Source organism: Kitasatospora sp. NPDC059327, from assembly GCF_042752535.1.
Classification (GTDB): Bacteria; Actinomycetota; Actinomycetes; order Streptomycetales; family Streptomycetaceae; genus Kitasatospora.
This window is the reverse complement of sequence record NZ_JBHYYB010000233.1, coordinates 1-2,973: the sequence shown is the minus strand read 5'-3', so window position 1 is coordinate 2,973 and position 2,973 is coordinate 1. Positions and strand designations below refer to the sequence as shown.

Sequence of the window (2,973 nt, the reverse complement as noted above, 5' to 3'; positions counted from 1 at the left end):
CCGACCGACGTCGGGCGGTCCGCGGGAGCCCCCGCCCGCTACCGCGAGGCCAGCGAGGTCAGCTTCCGGGCCGCCCGGTACTGCCGCAGCACCTGGGCGAAGGTGGTGTGCCCCTGGGTGGTCCGGGCGAACGCCCGCCAGGCCGGGGCGACCAGGCACACCGCCGCGTGGAACAGGTACGGCCGGCGCTCGAAGGCCGCCAGCATGAGCTTGCCGGCCCGCATCTCCACACCCAGCCCGGCCTTGATGGCGAACGCGTAGTTCAGCGCCTCGCGGCGGACGTCGGCCGCGCTGCCCGCCTCGGCCACCTTGACCGCCCACTCACCGGCCAGCCGACCCGACCGCAGCGCGTAGGAGATGCCCTCGCGGGTCCACGGCTCCAACAGGCCGGCCGCGTCCCCGGCGACCAGCACCCGCCCGCGCGAGAGCGGCGAGTCCTCGGCCCGGCAACGGGTCAGGTGCCCGGACTCCACGCTCGGCGGGAAGCCCGCCAGCCCGAGCCGCCGGATGTAGTCGGCCAGGTACTGCTTGGTCCGCTCGCCGTCCCCGCGCGCCGAGATGACGCCGACGGTCAGGCTGTTCGACTCGGTCTTCGGGAACACCCAGCCGTAACTGCCGGGCAGCGGGCCCCAGTCGAGGTGGATCCGGCCGGCCCAGTCGGCCACGACCTCGGCCGGGACGGGGATCTCCGCCTCCAGCCCGAGGTCGATCTGGTCGAAGGAGACCCCGACGTGCCGGCCGATCCGACTGGCGCTGCCGTCCGCCCCGACCACCGCCCGCGCCTCGAAGGTGCGCCCGTCGGCGGCGGTGACGACGGCCGTACGGTGCTCGCCGCCGCGCTGCTCGACCCCGGTGACGGTCACTCCGGTGACCAGCACCGCCCCCGCCTGCTTGGCCGCCTGCACCAGACGCAGGTCGAACTCGTCGCGGTTGACCAGCCCGAACAGCATCCGCTTGGAGCGCCTGGTCCGGGTGAACCGGCCCCGGTACGCGAAGGTGACGGCGTGCACCCGGTCCTGCAGCGGCAGTCGGAAGCCCGGCGGCAGGCTGTCCCGGGAGGGGCCGATGATGCCGCCGCCACAGGTCTTGTACCGGGGGTGCTCGGCCTTGTCGAGCAGCAGGACACGGCGGCCCTGGGCGGCGGCGGCCTGCGCGGCCGACGCCCCGGCCGGTCCGGCGCCGACCACGACGACGTCCCAGACGCCTTCGAAGCGGTCGGGCCCGTCCGGTGACGGGGCGGGCCGCGGCTCGGACGGCTGTCCGGGCGCCTCGGCGTCGAGCGGGCTACGGGAATCGGAGCTTCCGGAGTCAGTCACGTCGAGCCATCCTATGCGTCCCCCGGAGCCCTCGTCCGTCGCGCCGCCCCGAACGTCCGCACGACTCTCCGGACTGGCCGTTCGATTCGGCCTATGATCGACATATCCCCCTGTCAGCGCCGTCCGGCCGGGCCACCCCCCGGACCCGGACCCTCCACCTCCGGAGCATCCAGATGCCGCAGCAGCCCCTGGCCGACGCCGTCCGGTCCCTGATGGACCGTGCCCGCACCGACCTCGCCGAACTGGTCGCCTTCCGCTCGGTCGCCGATCCGCGCCAGTTCCCCGTCGAGGAGTGCCGCAGCGCCGCCCGGTGGGTCGCCGACGCCTTCGCCGCCGAGGGCCTGACGGACGTGCGGCTGCTGGACACCCCCGACGGCACGCAGGCCGTCTACGGCGAGCTGGCCGGCCCCGAGGGCGCGCCGACCGTGCTGCTCTACTCCCACTACGACGTGCAGCCGCCGCTGGACGAGGCCGCCTGGCTCAGCCCGGCCTTCGAACTGACCGAGCGTGACGGCCGCTGGTTCGGGCGCGGCGCCGCCGACTGCAAGGGCAACATCCTGATGCACCTGACGGCCCTGCGGGCGCTGCGCCAGGTCGACGGCGGGTACCCGGTCGCTCTGAAGATCATCGTGGAGGGTTCGGAGGAGCAGGGCACCGGCGGCCTGGAGCAGTACGCCCAGGCACACCCCGAGCTGCTCGCCGCCGACGTCATCGTCATCGGCGACACCGGCAACTTCGCCGCCGGCCTGCCCACCGTCACCGCCACCCTGCGCGGCATGACGATGGTCGAGGTGTCGCTCACCACCCTGGCCGGCAACCTGCACTCGGGGGCCTTCGGCGGTGCCGCCCCGGACGCCCTGCAGGGCCTGGTCCGGATGCTGGCCTCGCTGCACGACGAGCACGGCGACGTCGCGGTGGCCGGCCTGACCAGCGACCAGACCTGGCCCGGGGTGCAGTACCCCGAGGAGCAGTTCCGCACCGACGCCAAGGTCCTGGACGGCGTGGCGCTGACCGGCACCGGCAGCGTCGCGGACCGGCTCTGGGCCCGCCCGGCCGTCACCGTCCACGGCATCGACGCACCGCCGGTGGTCGGCGCCACCTCCTCCGTCCAGGCCGCCGCCAGGGCCCTGGTGAGCCTGCGGGTGCCGCCGGGCACCGACGCCCTCGCCGCGCAGGAGGCGCTGATCGCCCACCTGGAGGCCCAGGCACCGACCGGTGCCCGGCTCCGGATCGAACGGCAGGGCGTCGGTTCACCGTTCAACGCGGACACCTCCGGCCCGGCGTACGAGGCGATGGGCGCGGCGATGGCCGAGGCCTTCGGCACGCCGATGGTCGCCTCCGGCGAAGGCGGCTCGATCCCGCTCTGCAACACCCTGCAGTCGCTCTACCCGCAGGCCGAGATCGTGCTGATCGGCGTCGAGGAGCCGACCACCCAGATCCACGCGGTCAACGAGAGCGTCGACCCGCGGGAGCTGGAGCGGATGGCCCTCACCGAGGCCCTCTTCCTGCGCCGGTACGCGGAACTGCGCTCGGCCTGAGCCGGCCCCCGGCCCGGCCGGGGCAGCGCTCCCGGGGTGACGGCGGTACCGAACCCCCGCACCCCCGGCCCGCACCGGCCCGCCAAGCCCCACCCGGTCGCGTCAAACCAACGTTCGCA

General features: G+C 74.7%; 2 protein-coding genes. One reads left to right on the top strand and one right to left on the bottom strand.

From position 1 onward, the window contains the following. Nucleotides 1-38 precede the first annotated feature (38 nt). Nucleotides 39-1,316: a geranylgeranyl reductase family protein gene (locus tag ACFXHB_RS44630; RefSeq protein ID WP_380582945.1), complete on the bottom strand. Its 1,278-nt coding sequence runs from the start codon at nucleotides 1,314-1,316 to the stop codon at nucleotides 39-41. 173 nt (nucleotides 1,317-1,489) lie between these two features. Here ACFXHB_RS44630 and ACFXHB_RS44625 point away from each other — a divergent pair, with 173 nt between their 5' ends. Further along, on the top strand, nucleotides 1,490-2,854 hold the full coding sequence (locus ACFXHB_RS44625) for a dipeptidase (RefSeq protein ID WP_380582943.1): 1,365 nt from the start codon (nucleotides 1,490-1,492) through the stop codon (nucleotides 2,852-2,854). The last annotated feature ends 119 nt before the right edge of the window (nucleotides 2,855-2,973 follow it).

Excerpts from the sequence above, each read along its gene's own strand:
- ACFXHB_RS44625 (WP_380582943.1), top strand. The coding sequence starts at position 1,490 with ATGCCGCAGCAGCCCCTGGCCGACGCCGTCCGGTCCCTGATGGACCGT.